The following is a 14,198-nucleotide window of genomic DNA, read 5'->3' as shown; positions in this document are numbered from 1 at the left end:
ACCCGGACACGTCGCACCCGTACGCCTCACCTCCGTACGGCCACGAACTCCAGGTGCTCGACCCGGCCACCGAGGAGGTCGTCGCCACCGTCCCCGCCGCCACCGCACAGGACGTCGCGGACGCGGTCGTACGGGCCGGCCGGGCGCAGGCCCGCTGGGCCGCCCTCGCACCCGCCGACCGGGCCAGGCTGCTGCGCCGCTTCGCGGCCGAAGTCGACGGCCACCTCGAGGAACTGGCCCGGCTGGAGGTCCGTGAGGCCGGCCACACCCTCGGCAACGCCCGCTGGGAGGCGGGCAACGTCCGCGATCTGCTCGACTACGCGGCCGGGGGAGTGGAACGGCTGACGGGACGTCAGATCCCCGTCCCGGGCGGCCTCGACATCACCCTCCTCGAACCCCTCGGCGTCGTCGGTGTCATCGCGCCCTGGAACTTCCCGATGCCCATCGCCGCCTGGGGCACCGCACCCGCCCTCGCCGCGGGCAACGCCGTCATCCTCAAACCCGCCGAGACGACCCCGCTCACGGCATTGCGGCTGGCCGAACTCGCCCTGGACGCCGGCCTGCCCGAACACCTCTTCCAGGTGCTGCCCGGCGCGGGACCCGTCGCGGGCGACGCGCTCGTCCGGCACCCCGGCGTCGCGAAGATCGTCTTCACCGGGTCCACGGCCGTGGGGAAACAGGTACTGGCGAAGGGGTCCGCCCTCCTGAAGCGCGTCACCCTCGAACTCGGCGGCAAGAGCCCCAACATCGTCTTCGCCGACGCCGACATCGAGGCCGCCGCCGCGGCCGCCCCCATGTCCTTCCTCGACAACTCCGGTCAGGACTGCTGCGCCCGCACCCGCATCCTCGTCCAGCGCTCCGTCCACGACCGCTTCCTCGAACTCCTCGCCCCGGCCGTCGAGTCGGTCGTCGTCGGCGACCCCTCCGACGAGCGGACCCAGATGGGCCCGCTGATCTCCGCGGCCCAGCTGGAACGCGTACGGTCCTACGTCGACGCCGACGCGCCCGGCATCCGCGGCAAGGCCCCCGAGGGCCCCGGCTTCTGGTTCGCGCCCACCGTCCTCACCGGCGTCGACCCCGGCGCCCGCGTGGCCGTCGAGGAGGTCTTCGGTCCCGTCGCCGTCGTGCTGCCCTTCGAGGACGAGGCCGACGCCGTCCGGCTCGCCAACGCCACCGACTACGGCCTGTCCGGCTCCATCTGGACCCGTGACGTCGGCCGCGCCCTGCGCGTCTCCCAGGCCGTCCGCGCCGGCAACCTGTCCGTCAACTCCCACTCCAGCGTCCGCTACTGGACCCCCTTCGGCGGCTTCAAGCAGTCGGGGATCGGCCGTGAACTCGGCCCGGACGCGCTCACCGCCTTCACCGAGACCAAGAACGTCTTCATCAGCACGGAAGGTCCCGCACAGTGACTTCAGACACCCCCGAGACCGTCTGCCGCCGCCTGGTGGGCCGCACCGCCGTCATCACCGGCGCCGCCAGCGGCATCGGCCTCGCCACCGCGCGCCGGCTCGCCTCCGAGGGAGCCCGTGTCGTCTGCGGCGACATCGACGAACAGCACGGGAAAGCCGTGGCCGCGGAGGTCGGCGGAACCTTCGTCAAGGTCGACGTGACCGACCCTGAACAGGTCGAGAACCTGTTCAGGACGGCGTACGACACCTACGGTTCGGTCGACATCGCCTTCAACAACGCGGGCATCTCGCCGCCCGACGACGACTCCATCCTGGACACCGGCCTGGAGGCCTGGAAGCGCGTCCAGGAGGTCAACCTCACCTCCGTCTACCTGTGCTGCAAGGCCGCCATCCCCTACATGCGCCGCCAGGGCAGGGGGTCCATCATCAACACCGCCTCCTTCGTGGCCCGGATGGGCGCGGCGACCTCCCAGATCTCGTACACGGCCTCCAAGGGCGGAGTACTGGCCATGTCCCGTGAACTGGGCGTCCAGTTCGCCCGCGAGGGCATCCGGGTCAACGCGCTGTGCCCCGGTCCGGTCAACACCCCGCTGCTCCAAGAGCTGTTCGCCAAGGACCCCGAGCGGGCCGCGCGCCGGCTCGTGCACATCCCCGTCGGACGGTTCGCCGAGGCGGACGAGATCGCGGCGGCCGTCGCGTTCCTCGCCAGCGACGACTCCTCCTTCGTGAACGCCACCGACTTCCTGGTGGACGGGGGCATTTCGGGCGCCTACGTCACGCCGCTGTAGCCCGGCCGCGGGGGAGGCCGGGCGCGGGGGACGGCGCCCGGTCGTACCCCACGCCCCGCGGCCCCGCGGCCCCGCGGACCGCTCGGCCCGGCGCGTCCCGCTGTCCGGCGCGGCATTAGAGTGCCCGGATGAGCATGACACCCCCACCCGGCTGGTACCGCGACCCGTCGTACCCGCTCGTCGAGCGCTGGTGGGACGGGACCGCGTGGACCGACCACCGGCGTCAGCCCGAAGATCCCCAACAGCCCCTGATGCAGACCCCGTCGGCCGACGGCTCCGGTTCCGGCCGGGGCAGGACCGTGGCCCTCGTGACGGCCGCCGTCGTCCTCGTGGCCGCGATCGTCACGGGCGGTGTGCTGCTGCGCGACGACGGCGGCGGGGGCGGCGGCGCGGCGGCACGGACCACGCCCGCGTCCGCGTCCCCCACCCGGACCGGGAGCCCCTCACCGTCACCGTCCGGTGCCTCGCCGTCTGCCGGTGACCCGTCCGTCGTCGTGGACGAACTGAACGGCATCACCTTCCCGGTCCTCGACGGCTGGGCGAAGCCGCAGTACGCCGCCGACCACGACATGGTGCTGTCGACCCCGCGAACCTACGACTGCCCGGGAGATCCCGGTCTGTGCCGGCACGGCTGGGTCGACTCGCGCACGGCGACGGCCACCGACGAGACCTCCCCGAAGGCCCTCGCCGAGGGGGACATCGAGGACGCCGCCGACAGCGCGTACGGCCACGACCTCGTGGGCAGCCGCCCCTTCCGGGGCATCACCTCCCACCGGCTGGTGAAGTCCGGCTCGGTCGCCGTCGCCGGCCGCGCCGGGTATCTCGTGCGCTGGAAGGTCAAGACCGGTGTGGGGCCCGGGGGTTACGTCGAGTCGCTGGCCTTCCCGTCCAGCGTGGGTTCGCAGTCGCTCGTCATCGTCCGGTTCGCCGTCGACGCCGGCGCCGACGGGCCGCCGCTGTCCGACATGGACCGGATCACCGAAGGCATCCGCTCGGTGGGCCAGAAGGACGCCGGCGGCGGTGTGGGCAGCAGCATCGGCCCGTCCAAGTGAACGACGACCGTCCCGCCGGGCGCACGGCGCCGCCCGGCCGGAGGACGGTGTCCCACGGCCGGGCGGGCGGCGGTGTCTCGCGGCAGGCGGGCAGGCGGGCAGGCGGGCAGGCAGGCAGGGCGGGCGTCCGCCCTCTCCCGATCGTTCCGACCGCGGAAGGCGTGACCCCACGGGTCAGAGGAAGGTGTGGCCCTCTCCCCGATAGGTCGGGACGGAGGCGGTGACGGTGTCGCCCTCCACGAGGTGCAGCGTGTCGAACCGCTCGCACAGCTCACCGGCCTTCGCGTGCCGGAACCACACCTTGTCGCCGATGAGCAGATCGTCGGCAGGGGAGCCGAGCAGCGGGGTCTGCACCTCGCCGGGACCCTCCTGGGGGTCGTACGACAGTCCCTCCGGCAGATACGGGACCGGCAGCCGGTCGGCGCCCGCGGCCCCGGAGGCGGGATACCCGCCGCCCAGCACGGTCACCACGCCCACGCCCGGGCGGCGCACCACGGGCTGGGCGAACAGCGCCGCCGGGCGTCCGCTGAAGGACGTGTAGTTGTCGAAGAGCCTCGGCACGTAGAGCCCCGACCCGGCCGCGATCTCGGTCACCGCGTCCTCGGCGGCCGTGTGCTGGACGCTGCCGGTGCCGCCGCCGTTGACGAATTCGAGGTCCGGCTCCACGGCCCGTACCGCCCGCACGACCTCCGCACGGCGCTGGACGAGCTCCTTGCGGGCGGTCGCCTGCATCAGCCGCACGGCACGCGAGCGCAGCGGCCGCCCCGAGACCGCATCACCGACGCCCGCGATGTGACCCTCGTACGCCATGATCCCCACCAGCTTGAACCCGGGGGCGCGCTTGACGGCCCGGGCCAGGTCCGCGACCTGGGCGGGGGAGTGCAGCGGCGAACGCAGCGCTCCGACCCGGACCCGGCCGCCGAACAGCTTGAGCGAGGTGTCGAGCTCCAGGCACACCCGTACGACCTCCGTGCCGCCCTCGCGCGCCTCGTCGATGAGCCGCAGCTGCGCCGGGTCGTCGATCATGACGGTCACCGCGGCGGCGAGCTTGGGGTCGGCGGTCAGCTCGGCGTAGCCCTTGCGGTCGGCCGACGGATAGGCGAGCAGGACGTCGTCGAAACCGGACCGGGCCAGCCACAGCGACTCGGCGAGGGTGAACGACATGATCCCCGCGAAGCCGTCCCGCGCCAGGACGCGTTCCAGGAGGGTGCGGCAGCGGACGGACTTGCTGGCGACGCGGATCGGCTTCCCGCCGGCCCGGCGGACCAGATCGTCCGCGTTCGCGTCGAAGGCGTCCAGGTCCACGATGGCGACGGGGGCGTCGAGGTGAGCGGTGGCCCGGTCGTAGCGGGCCCTGTCGGCGGCACGGGCAGTCATGTGCGAAGACTGCCAGACTCGATTACCGCAGGGTAGGGGGACGTTCCGGGCAGATGCCCCGGGGCTTCGCACTGGGTTCCCGCCCGGCGCTCGTCAACCCGTAGAGTGACGCGGACGCGGGGAGGAACGACCTCGCCCCGGCGGGCCCTGCCCGGGGTGACGCGCCACCGGTGCGGGTATGCGTGCCCGTGGTGAACCTCTCGCGCACACGAAACGGCTCGCCGAGCTACGAGGCGTCCGACAGCCCGGTACGAGGAAACGGGGGGTGCATGAGTACGGAAGCGCGGCGCGCCTCGAATCCCCGGCGTCCCTCCGTCCCGCCCACCATGCCCCCGCCGGCCGCCCAGACCCCGCCGGCCCCCGCGAACCCGCCGACCCGCCCTCCGGTTCCGCCGAAGCCGGTCCGGTCGCCCGGGCCGGACCTGTCGGCCGGGGAGGACTGGTCCGCCGAGGACCCCGCACCGACCCCGCGGGGATCCGCTCCCGGCCCCGGACACGCCACGTCCCCTTCCGGATCCGGGCCGGCCGCCTCCCAGCATGCTCCGGCGGTTCCGCCGCGCCCCGCGAACGCACCCCGTGGCGCGGCCCCGTCGGTGCCGCCCCAGCCGGTCGGGCCGCCGCCGACGCCGGACCGGTCCGGCGCCCCGGGCGGACGGTCCGGGGCCGGAGGCGGTTTCCGTACCTCCGGCGGTGCTTCCGCGCCGGGTTCGTCCGCCGTGCCGGATGCCGGGCCGAGGCCCGGACACAACCCGAGGGTGCCCGCGCCGCCGCGGTCCTTCGACTTCTTCGACATGTCCATGGAGACCGACGCGGCGTCCGGGACGGGCGACACCCCGCGGCAGGTTTCGCCGACCGAGCCGGGACAGGCCGCACCCGGCACGCCCGCGTCCGCCTTGCCCGGAGGACCGGGAGCCGTCTCGCCCGGCGGCCCGGGTGCCGCCGCAGGGTCGGGCAGGCCGGAATCGGCCGCGCCCGGCACACCGAGGCCCACCTCGCTCGTCCGGCCCAGGGCCGGCGCGCCCGGTGCGTCCGGGTCCGTCAGGTCCGGTACCTCCGGGACCGCTGCGTCGGCCGGTCCGGCGTCCGCGTCGTCGTGCGTGACCGGCTCGCAGGATCCGGCCGGGTCCCCTGGAGCGGGGCCGGCCCCGTCCGGTGCCCCGGGAACCGCTTCTCCTGCCGCGCCGGAGTCCGTGTCGCCCGGCCGACCGTGGTCCGCCACGCCCGGCACGCCGGAGTCCGACGCACGACGGTCCGCGCCGACCGGTACGCCGGGGTCCGGCATACGGCCGTCCGTGCCGACCGGTACGCCAGGGGGTGACGCGTCCCCGTCCGCACCGACCGGTACGCCGGTGTCCGGTACGCCGAGGTCCGACATGCGACCGTCCGTCCCGACCGGCATGCCGGAATCCGAGGCGCGACGGCCCGCCCCGTCCGGTACGCCCGGGTCCGACGTGCCCCGGTCCGCCCCGGCCGCCGGTTCGTCACCGTCCGGCGCACCCCGTCCGGCGACACCGTCCGCCGGACAGGGCCGCGCGGCGGGAGCCGCCCCGCACGGCTCCGCCGCGGGTCCGTCGGAGCGTCCGGCCCCGTCGTCGGCGCCCTCGCAGCGCTCCGCGCCGGAGGCCGACGCACAGGCTGCCGCGTCCGCCGCGCGGCCGGAGGCCCGGCGTTACCCCGACCTGCGCCCCGAGGGCCGGACGGGTCCGCCGACCCCGCCGCCCCCCGCGGCGTCCGCACGCTTCCCGGACACGCCGCCCGTGTCCGCCGGGCCGGCGCGTCCCGAGGGGGCGCCGCACACCGCGGGGCCGACACGGCCCGGCGGGACACAGCGTCCTGCGCAGCGCCCCGCCCGGCTGTCGCACCCCGCCGCGCCGCAGCGCCCGTCCGAGCCCCCGCGTGCCTTCGAAGCACCGCGGCCTTCGGAGTCCGCGCCGCGGCGGACCGCGGAGGAGGCGCGGGAGACACGGCCCGGACGGGACGACCAGCCGTCCGTGACCTCCGTGGCCTCCGCGCCCGCACCCCCGTTCGTTCCGTCCCCCTCGGCCGTGCCCACCGAGGCGGCCCCGGGTGCGCAGCGCCCCTTCGTGACGTTCGCGGAGCCCGAGACGTACGGCCGGGACGGCGCCCGGGTGCGTCCGTTCCGCAGGCGGGCCCGGGCGGGTGCCGTGACCGTCGCGACCTGCGTCGTGCTCGGACTCGGGCTCATCGGCGGTGCGGTGACCGGCAGCTGGCTCACCGGCGACACCACGGACGGACCCGGTTCTCCCGGCGCCTTCACGGCGGCCGGAGAACTCTGGCACAGCGTGCCCGTGGACCAGCTCTTCCCGCCGACCGTGCGCGGTGACGGAGCCGGCCCCGGCGGTTCCGACCGCACCTGGACGCGGATCGCCGTCGCGCCCGACACCGGCTGCAAGGACGCCTTCGACCCGCTGCTGCGTCAGGCCCTCGCCCCCGTCGGCTGCCTGCGCCTGCTGCGTGCCACCTACGTTGACGCGACCCGCAGCCATGTCACCACCGTCGGCCTGCTGTTCACCAAGGCGGACGTGGCCGGCATGACCTCCCTGAAGGCCCGCTTCCGCAAGGAGGCACTGGGCCGGCGCACCGACCTGCTGCCCCTGCCGTACGCGGCCGAGGGCACCGACGCCGAGGGCTTCGGCAAGGCCCAGCGTGCCTCCTGGACCCTGTCCGTCCTCACCGACGCCCCCGTCGTCGTGTACGCGGTCTCGGGGTTCGCCGACGGACGCACGGTCGCCGCCCCGCAGCCCGCCGCCGACGCGATGAAGCCGGACTCGACCACGGCCGCGGCCCAGGCGGGCCTCGGCCATGAGGCGCAGGGCCTCGCCGACCGGGTCGAGCGAGGACTTCGCAAGACCGTCAGCTCGTCCACGGAGAAGCCGTCATGACCCGCGCCGACGGCCCCGACGGCCGCAGCCGACAGTCCCGCGCGACCGGTACGACCTTCTCGGCCGGAGCGACGGCCCCCGTCGGCAGCGCCCGGCGCCCCCGTCCGGCCCGGCAGGCCCGAGGGCCCCGCCTCTCCCGCAGGTCCGGCACCCTCGCCGCGGTCCTCGCCGCCTCCCTCGCGCTGGTGCCCTCGACCGCCGCGCACGCCGACGGCATCCGTGCCCAGCAGTGGGGCCTCGACGCGATGCACACACAGCAGGCGTGGCGCACGACCAAGGGCAAGGGCATCACCGTCGCCGTCCTCGACACCGGCGTCGATGCCCTGCACCCGGACCTCAAGGGCAATGTGCTCGCGGACAAGGACCTGGTCGGTTTCGGCGCGAGCCGCGGCGACCGGACCTGGGCCCGGCACGGCACCGCCATGGCGGGCATCATCGCCGGGCACGGTCACGGTCCGGGTGACGCCAACGGTGTCATGGGCATCGCCCCGGAGGCGAAGATCCTGCCCGTCCGGGTCATCCTCGAGGACAAGGACCCGGCCCGCTCCAAGGCCCGCAACACCCGGGGCAACGCGCTCGCGGACGGCATCCGCTGGGCCGCCGACCACGGCGCCGACGTCATCAACCTCTCCCTCGGCGACGACTCCAGGTCCGCCCACCCCGAGCCCGCCGAGGACGAAGCCGTCCAGTACGCGCTGAAGAAGGGGGTCGCCGTCGTCGCCTCGGCCGGCAACGGCGGGGAGAAGGGCGACCACATCTCGTACCCCGCCGCCTACCCCGGTGTGATCGCGGCGGCCGCCGTCGACCGCTACGGGACCCACGCCTCCTTCTCCACCCGCCGCTGGTACGCCACCGTCAGCGCCCCGGGCGTCGACGTGGTCATCGCCGACCCGGACGACCGGTACTACGAGGGCTGGGGCACCAGCGCGGCGTCCGCGTTCGTCTCCGGCGCGGTCGCGCTCGTCAAGGCCGCCCACCCCGGCCTGTCCCCGGCGCAGATCAAGAAGCTGCTGGAGGACACCGCCCGCAACGTTCCCTCCGGGGGCCGCGACGACTCCCGCGGCTACGGCTTCGTCGACCCCGCCGCCGCCATCAAGGCGGCCGGCCGGCTCAAGCCGGAGGGACTCGAGTCGGCCGAGTACGGCCACAAGTACTTCGGTACCGGCCCCGACACCCCCGACGACGGCGGCAGTTCGTCCGACTGGGCCGCTCCCCTCGCGGGCGGCCTGGGCGTGGCCCTGCTGGCGGCGGCGGTGTTCCTGTGGCGCGGGCGCAGAAGCGCGAACCCGTTCGAACGCCCCTAGCCGTCAAGGCTGTTCGAACGGCACTGGCGGTCAAGGCCGTTCGGCGACCCGCCCGGCCCCCAGGCCTGTTCGGAGCCTCCCGGCTCTTCGCCCTCAGTCCTCGGTCGTGTCCCGGAACGTCGACACCGCCGCCTTCGACACCGCCTCCACCAGTGAAATGCCCTTCGCCTGTGTGGAGTTGCCATTCGACAGCGTCGCCACCAGATAGTCGTGGCCGTCGGCCGAGATCCGTCCGATGCTGTTGACGTCCCACAGCCCGGTCGTGCTGCGCGCCAACCACCCGTTCTTCAGCGCCCACCGGGAACCGTCGCCGGCCGCCGACACCCCCCACCGCTGGTCGGTCTCGATCTCGCCCATGAGTCCCTGGAGATAGGACCGCGAGGCCGAGCTGAGCTTGGAGTCCTCCCCGAACACCTGCCGCAGCAAGGTCAGTTGGTCGCCGGCGGTGGTCTGGGTCAGCCCCCACAGCTCACCGTCGCCGCCCTGCGTGGCGCTCAGACCGAAGCGCTTGTTCGCGGCGTCCAGACCGTCGGCCCGGCCGATGACCGCCCACAGCGCGGTCGCCGACGCGTTGTCACTGTTCTCGATCATCTTGGTGGCGTACGCCTTCTCCTGCGCGGAGAGATGCCGGTCCGCGTCCTGGGCCTGGAGGAGCAGCGCGGCCAGGATGTTCACCTTGACGATGCTCGCGGTGTCGAAGGCCGCGTCACCATGGGCGGCGCTCTCGCCGGAGTCGACGTCGAGGACGGCGACCGATGTCCTCGCACCGGCCGTCACCGGCACCGACTTCAGCGCCTTCGCGAGCAGCGCGTCCCGGTCCACGGAGGGCTCCGCCACGGGTTCCACCGATGCCTCCTCGCTCCCGGCCGGCGACGAAGAGGGCGACGCCGACACCGACGCCGACGATACGGCGGACGTGCCGTCGTGCGCCTGCGCCTTCATGTACACGGTCCCGGCCGCCGTGGCGCCGACGAGGACGACGGAGGCCACCGCGGCGGAGAGGAGTGGCTTGCGTCGGGAGGGCCGGGCGCGACGCCCGCGTGCTCTGTGACGGTCCATCCGGCGATGCTGGACGGCCGGGCTGTGCCCGCGATGAGGCCTGTGTTAGAGGTGTGTCAGGGAAGGCTGAGAAACTCATGAATACCGTCGCCCGCGGGTTACGGGGGCCGCACAAGCGCAGCAGCATTCCCCCGATAGGGTCGGGGACCGTGGCGAACAAGAACATTCCCGACCCCGGCTTCCCCGACGACGACGGCTCCGCCGACCCCCGGCTGAGCGCCGCGCTCGCGGCCTGGTCCGCCGACCGCACCGCCGTGCCTCCGGTCCTGGAGGCGATCGCGGGCGCCCGGCTGCTCGTGCCCGTCGTGGCGATCCTCGGCGAGGTCGAGGAGGACGAGAACGGGCTGCGCCGCGAGAAGACCAGCGACATGGCGGTGCCCACGCTCAAGGCCGGCGACCGCACGGCCCTGCCCGCCTTCACGTCCACGGACTCGCTGGCCCGCTGGGACCCTAAGGCCCGCCCCGTGGCCGTACGCCTGAATCAGGTCCTGGAGGCCGCGGTGCACGAGAAGGCCGACACGATCGTGCTGGACCTGGCCGGACCCGTGTCCTACGAGCTGACGGGTTCCGCCCTGCTGGCGCTCGCCGAGGGGCGTACGACCACCGACCCGCTCGCCGATCCCGCAGTGGTCGAGGCGGTACGGGCCGCGGTCGCCGCCGAGCCCCTGGTGGTCCGCGCCCATCTCGGCCCCGGTCCGGCGGACGGCACCCTCGCGCTGGTGCTCGACCCGTCGGCAGCGCCCGCCGAGACCGCCCGCGCGGTGGCCGAGCGGCTCGCGGCCGACGAAACACTGAGGGCCCGCCTGGTGCGCGGCCTCGACCTGGCACTGCTGCCGGCCGAGGCGACGCCTCCGGGCGAGCCCCTGTACGTACGCGGATAGGTACGCGGGTGGGTCCGTGTCCGTGCGACGGACGGGCGCGGACCCGCCGTGACGGACGGGCGCGGGTCAGCCGTAGACGGGGCCCGTGTACTTCTCGCCGGGGCCCTGGCCCGGCTCGTCCGGGACGAGGGACGCCTCGCGGAAGGCCAGCTGGAGGGACTTCAGGCCGTCGCGCAGTGGCGCCGCGTGGAAGGAGCTGATCTCGGTCGCGCTCGCGTCGAGCAGGCCGGCGAGGGCGGTGACCAGCTTGCGGGCCTCGTCCAGGTCCTTGTGCTCGTCGCCCTCCTCGGTGAGACCGAGCTTCACGGCGGCGGCGCTCATCAGGTTCACGGCGACCGTCACGATGACCTCGACCGCGGGGACCTCGGCGATGTCGCGGGTCATGGTGTCGAAGTCGGGGTTCTGGGGAGGGGTGTCACTCATGCCCCACACGATAGGCCCCGGCGCGCGCGTCCCCGTCCACGGGAGCCTTCCCGCCCGCGGGGGAGGGGCGGCTGCGCCCGGTGGGCGGCGGTGAGGAGGCCTCCGGTTAGCGCGTGTCCGGCGGAACTGCTAGCCTTGTGTAACGACCGGCCGGACACCATGTGCCCGGCCCACAAGTGGAGGCTCCGATCTCCCACCTGACTGTCCTCCGGGACGGCGGGTCATCCGGTCAGGCGGCCGCCATCGTTCCGTACGGACGATGGAGTCGCCCGAATGCGCGCCCCGCGGTAGACCGCGGCGGTGCTCCGGTTGCTATGGAGCCCCGCCTGTGTCCCGTCCCGGGGCATTTTTCATGCCCCACGACGGTTGGTCAACATGTCATCAGAGACATACGCGGCTGTCCGCCAGACCGCCGTGTGGTGCTACCGAGGAGGATCCATCAGCACCGAGCCCCGCATCAACGACCGGATTCGCGTTCCCGAAGTGCGACTTGTCGGTCCCAGCGGCGAGCAGGTCGGGATTGTTCCGCTTGCCAAGGCCCTTGAGCTTGCTCAGGAGTACGACCTCGACCTGGTCGAGGTGGCGGCGAGCGCTCGCCCGCCCGTCTGCAAGCTCATGGACTACGGCAAGTTCAAGTACGAGTCGGCCATGAAGGCCCGTGAGGCGCGCAAGAACCAGGCGCACACGGTCATCAAGGAAATGAAGCTCCGGCCGAAGATCGACCCGCACGACTACGACACCAAAAAGGGTCACGTCGTCCGGTTCCTCAAGCAGGGCGACAAGGTCAAGATCACGATCATGTTCCGTGGTCGCGAGCAGTCCCGGCCGGAGCTCGGCTACCGACTGCTGCAGCGTCTCGCCACGGACGTCGAGGACCTCGGGTTCATCGAGTCGAACCCGAAGCAGGACGGCCGAAACATGATCATGGTTCTCGGTCCGCACAAGAAGAAGACCGAGGCGATGGCCGAGGCCCGTGAGGCTCAGGCGGCTCGCAAGGCGGAAGCGAAGGCCAACCCCGGTCGCTCGCAGAACGCCGCGGAAGAGGGCGTCGCCGACGGTGGCAACACCGAGAGCGCACCCGTCGAGGCCGAGTCCGCCGAGACCCCGGCCGAGGCGTCAGCCGAGGCCTGATCCCAGGGCCCCCGCCCCGGGATGTCAATCGATACATATGACGTTCCATCCGTGCCCGGTCTTGCGACCGGGCACCGGAACGCCACTGACGAGGAGAGAACGGCGCTATGCCGAAGAACAAGTCGCACAGCGGTGCCAGCAAGCGCTTCAAGATCACCGGCTCCGGCAAGGTGCTCCGTGAGCGCGCCGGCAAGCGCCACCTGCTCGAGCACAAGTCGTCCCGCGTGACGCGTCGTCTCACCGGCACCGCCGAGATGGCCCCGGGCGACGCCGCGAAGATCAAGAAGCTTCTCGGCAAGTGACGTACCGGCGCCCAGCGCCGTACGTCTGATCCGGGACCCCATCGATTTCGGGCCGTGTGAGTCCAAACCACGGCCCCGCTACAAGGAGTAAAAAAGTGGCACGCGTCAAGCGGGCAGTCAACGCCCACAAGAAGCGCCGGGCGATCCTCGAGGCGGCCTCCGGCTACCGCGGTCAGCGTTCGCGCCTGTACCGCAAGGCCAAGGAGCAGGTCACCCACTCGCTGGTCTACAACTACAACGACCGCAAGAAGCGCAAGGGCGACTTCCGTCAGCTGTGGATCCAGCGCATCAACGCTGCGGCCCGCCAGAACGGCATGACGTACAACCGCCTCATCCAGGGTCTGAAGGCCGCCAACATCGAGGTGGACCGCAAGATCCTCGCGGAGCTGGCCGTCAACGACGCCAACGCGTTCGCCGCGCTGGTCGAGGTCGCGCAGAAGGCCCTGCCGTCGGACGTCAACGCGCCGAAGGCCGCGTGACGCTGCGCCGGCTTTAGCCGACGTGACTGAAGGACCCGCAGGTTTCGCCTGCGGGTCCTTTGCTGCTGACGCCCGCTGCGGCTGTCCGTTCGGGTGCCGGCCGGTGGGGGGCTGATCGCGCAGTTCCTCGCGCCCCCAGGGCGTTGCAGTCGTCCCCGGATTCCGAAGGTGAACCAGAACATGTCCCCCGCCGCCCCCGAGCTGATCTCCCCGCGCTCGCCGCGTGTCCTGGCCGCCCGTCGGCTTGCCAGACGCAACTTCCGGGGCAAGGAGCGGCTGTTTCTCGCCGAGGGGCCGCAGGCCGTGCGGGAGGCCGCCGCCCACCGCGCCGACGGCACCGCCACCCTCGTGGAACTGTTCGCCACCGTCGAGGCCGCCGAGCGCTACGCCGACATCATCGACGGCGCCCGCCGCGCCGGCGCCCGGGTTCACCTCGCCGACGAGGAGGTGATCGCCGACATCTCGACCACCGTCACCCCGCAGGGCCTCGTCGGCGTCTGCCGCTTCCTCGACACCCCCTTCGAGGACGTCCTCAAGGCCGCGCCCCGGCTCGTCGCGGTCCTCGCGCACGTCCGCGACCCCGGGAACGCCGGAACCGTGCTCCGCTGCGCGGACGCCGCCGGAGCCGACGCCGTCGTCCTCACCGACGCGTCCGTCGACCTCTACAACCCCAAGGCCGTACGCGCCTCCGTCGGGTCCCTGTTCCATCTGCCCGTCGCCGTCGGTGTGCCCGTAGAGCAGGCCGTGGCCGGACTCAAGGCCGCCGGCGTCCGCATCCTCGCCGCCGACGGCGCGGGCGAGGACGACCTCGACGACGAACTCGACAAGGGCACCATGGGCGGCCCCACCGCCTGGGTCTTCGGCAACGAGGCCTGGGGGCTTCCGGAGGAGACCCGCGCGCTGGCCGATGCCGTCGTGCGTGTTCCGATCCACGGAAAGGCCGAGAGCCTGAACCTGGCCACGGCCGCGGCCGTATGTCTCTACGCGTCAGCCCGTGCACAGCGCGCCTCCACAGGGTGCCGCTCCGTCACCGGCAGCTAGTAGGGTGACGGGCCCGGGGGCCCTCTGTGCCGGACGAGAGGTGGGGTAC

Annotated in this window: 14 protein-coding genes; 10 read left to right on the top strand and 4 right to left on the bottom strand. The window is 73.3% G+C overall.

Features of this window, described 5'->3' with window-relative positions; translation table 11 throughout:
- Positions 1 to 53: 53 nt before the first annotated feature.
- From ACH4S8_RS30440 to ACH4S8_RS30430, 3 genes are all read left to right on the top strand, one after another.
- Complete coding sequence (locus tag ACH4S8_RS30440) at positions 54 to 1,409, top strand: aldehyde dehydrogenase family protein (RefSeq protein ID WP_398399754.1); 1,356 nt, start codon at positions 54 to 56, stop codon at positions 1,407 to 1,409.
- Entirely contained in the window at positions 1,406 to 2,197 is a 792-nt protein-coding gene (locus ACH4S8_RS30435; protein ID WP_398399618.1) for a 3-oxoacyl-ACP reductase, read from the top strand. The genes ACH4S8_RS30440 and ACH4S8_RS30435 overlap by 4 nt, the downstream gene beginning before the upstream one ends.
- 128 nt (positions 2,198 to 2,325) lie before the next feature.
- Positions 2,326 to 3,249: a DUF2510 domain-containing protein gene (locus tag ACH4S8_RS30430; RefSeq protein ID WP_398399616.1), complete on the top strand. Its 924-nt coding sequence runs from the start codon at positions 2,326 to 2,328 to the stop codon at positions 3,247 to 3,249.
- Positions 3,250 to 3,423: 174 nt separating this feature from the next.
- Here ACH4S8_RS30430 and ACH4S8_RS30425 read toward each other — a convergent pair whose 3' ends face one another.
- Together ACH4S8_RS30425 and ACH4S8_RS30420 are read right to left on the bottom strand one after the other, a co-directional pair.
- Positions 3,424 to 4,626 carry an amino acid deaminase/aldolase gene (locus tag ACH4S8_RS30425; protein WP_398399614.1) on the bottom strand — a complete coding sequence of 401 codons (1,203 nt, stop codon included), beginning with the start codon at positions 4,624 to 4,626 and terminating at the stop codon, positions 3,424 to 3,426.
- A gap of 226 nt (positions 4,627 to 4,852) precedes the next feature.
- A complete protein-coding gene (locus ACH4S8_RS30420; RefSeq protein WP_398399612.1) occupies positions 4,853 to 6,001 on the bottom strand; it encodes a hypothetical protein in 1,149 nt (382 codons plus the stop codon).
- Between the two features lie 709 nt (positions 6,002 to 6,710).
- Between ACH4S8_RS30420 and ACH4S8_RS30415 the strand changes: the two genes are divergently transcribed.
- Complete coding sequence (locus tag ACH4S8_RS30415; RefSeq protein WP_398399752.1) at positions 6,711 to 7,529, top strand: hypothetical protein; 819 nt, start codon at positions 6,711 to 6,713, stop codon at positions 7,527 to 7,529.
- On the top strand, positions 7,526 to 8,833 hold the full coding sequence (mycP, locus tag ACH4S8_RS30410; protein ID WP_398399610.1) for a type VII secretion-associated serine protease mycosin: 1,308 nt from the start codon (positions 7,526 to 7,528) through the stop codon (positions 8,831 to 8,833). The genes ACH4S8_RS30415 and mycP overlap by 4 nt, the downstream gene beginning before the upstream one ends.
- Before the next feature lie 93 nt (positions 8,834 to 8,926).
- Here mycP and ACH4S8_RS30405 read toward each other — a convergent pair whose 3' ends face one another.
- Positions 8,927 to 9,892 carry a serine hydrolase gene (locus ACH4S8_RS30405; protein ID WP_398399608.1) on the bottom strand — a complete coding sequence of 322 codons (966 nt, stop codon included), beginning with the start codon at positions 9,890 to 9,892 and terminating at the stop codon, positions 8,927 to 8,929.
- Between the two features lie 149 nt (positions 9,893 to 10,041).
- On the opposite strand from ACH4S8_RS30405, the gene ACH4S8_RS30400 reads away from it, so the two are divergent.
- On the top strand, positions 10,042 to 10,773 hold the full coding sequence (locus ACH4S8_RS30400; protein ID WP_398399606.1) for an SseB family protein: 732 nt from the start codon (positions 10,042 to 10,044) through the stop codon (positions 10,771 to 10,773).
- 66 nt (positions 10,774 to 10,839) lie between these two features.
- Here ACH4S8_RS30400 and ACH4S8_RS30395 read toward each other — a convergent pair whose 3' ends face one another.
- A complete protein-coding gene (locus ACH4S8_RS30395) occupies positions 10,840 to 11,196 on the bottom strand; it encodes a DUF1844 domain-containing protein (protein WP_037628367.1) in 357 nt (118 codons plus the stop codon).
- 414 nt (positions 11,197 to 11,610) lie between these two features.
- Here ACH4S8_RS30395 and infC point away from each other — a divergent pair, with 414 nt between their 5' ends.
- The 4 genes from infC to ACH4S8_RS30375 all read left to right on the top strand — a co-directional run bounded on the left by infC (position 11,611) and on the right by ACH4S8_RS30375 (position 14,149).
- The gene (gene infC / locus ACH4S8_RS30390) at positions 11,611 to 12,327 is read left to right on the top strand and encodes a translation initiation factor IF-3 (protein ID WP_398399750.1); all 717 of its coding nucleotides are present in this window, start codon (positions 11,611 to 11,613) and stop codon (positions 12,325 to 12,327) included.
- Positions 12,328 to 12,434: 107 nt separating this feature from the next.
- The gene (gene rpmI, locus ACH4S8_RS30385) at positions 12,435 to 12,629 is read left to right on the top strand and encodes a 50S ribosomal protein L35 (RefSeq protein WP_006374321.1); all 195 of its coding nucleotides are present in this window, start codon (positions 12,435 to 12,437) and stop codon (positions 12,627 to 12,629) included.
- A gap of 95 nt (positions 12,630 to 12,724) precedes the next feature.
- The gene (gene rplT / locus ACH4S8_RS30380) at positions 12,725 to 13,108 is read left to right on the top strand and encodes a 50S ribosomal protein L20 (RefSeq protein ID WP_003970214.1); all 384 of its coding nucleotides are present in this window, start codon (positions 12,725 to 12,727) and stop codon (positions 13,106 to 13,108) included.
- 180 nt (positions 13,109 to 13,288) lie between these two features.
- Entirely contained in the window at positions 13,289 to 14,149 is an 861-nt protein-coding gene (locus ACH4S8_RS30375; protein ID WP_398399602.1) for a TrmH family RNA methyltransferase, read from the top strand.
- The last annotated feature ends 49 nt before the right edge of the window (positions 14,150 to 14,198 follow it).

It is taken from the genome of Streptomyces sp. NPDC021080, from assembly GCF_044333225.1.
Classification (GTDB): Bacteria; Actinomycetota; Actinomycetes; order Streptomycetales; family Streptomycetaceae; genus Streptomyces.
This window is presented reverse-complemented; position numbering and strand designations above follow the sequence as displayed.